General features: G+C 44.0%; 1 protein-coding gene. It reads right to left on the bottom strand.

Annotated elements, in window-relative coordinates; all coding sequences use genetic code 11:
• Positions 1-403, bottom strand: a 403-nt coding sequence (locus tag R7R24_RS30540; protein WP_318120693.1) for a cyclic nucleotide-binding domain-containing protein, incomplete at its 3' end; no start/stop codon positions are given.
• Between the last annotated feature and the right edge of the window lie 108 nt (positions 404-511).

Genomic DNA, 511 nt, shown 5'->3' on the forward strand with positions numbered 1-511 from the left:
GCAAGCGGGCGCTGTTTTCTACTTCAACAAAATCGGCGAAAGAGTCGAAGTTGTCGTAGATCTCTTGAAACACCTCGACCGGAATGCAGTAGAGTAGGGTGTCTTCAATAGCTTTTACCGGGAAACGAACTTTGTTGTTGGTAAGCAGCCCCATTTGACCGAATAAGTCGCCTTCATCGAGACGGTTATAAAGCTCACCCTTGCGGCGATAAACTTCCACCACGCCACTTCTTACCACGAAGAGATCTTGAATATGGTCACCGAAGTGAATGATTGGGGTATCTTGTCGGTAGTAAGAGATTTCAACGCTTTCTGTCACTTTGGTCAGAGTTTCTTCTGGAAGTTCGTTGAAAGGGGGGTACTTGGCGAGAAAGTTATATATCTCGAGAAGTTCTGCATCCATTCGGGTGCCTTTTGTTTCGCAAATAATAAAGTAATCTTAACGCAGTTTTAAGACAGAATCTTATTGGATCACGCTTTTTCGTACTGAGTCATAAGATTCGGACATCTC

The organism is Vibrio sp. 704, assembly GCF_033339295.1.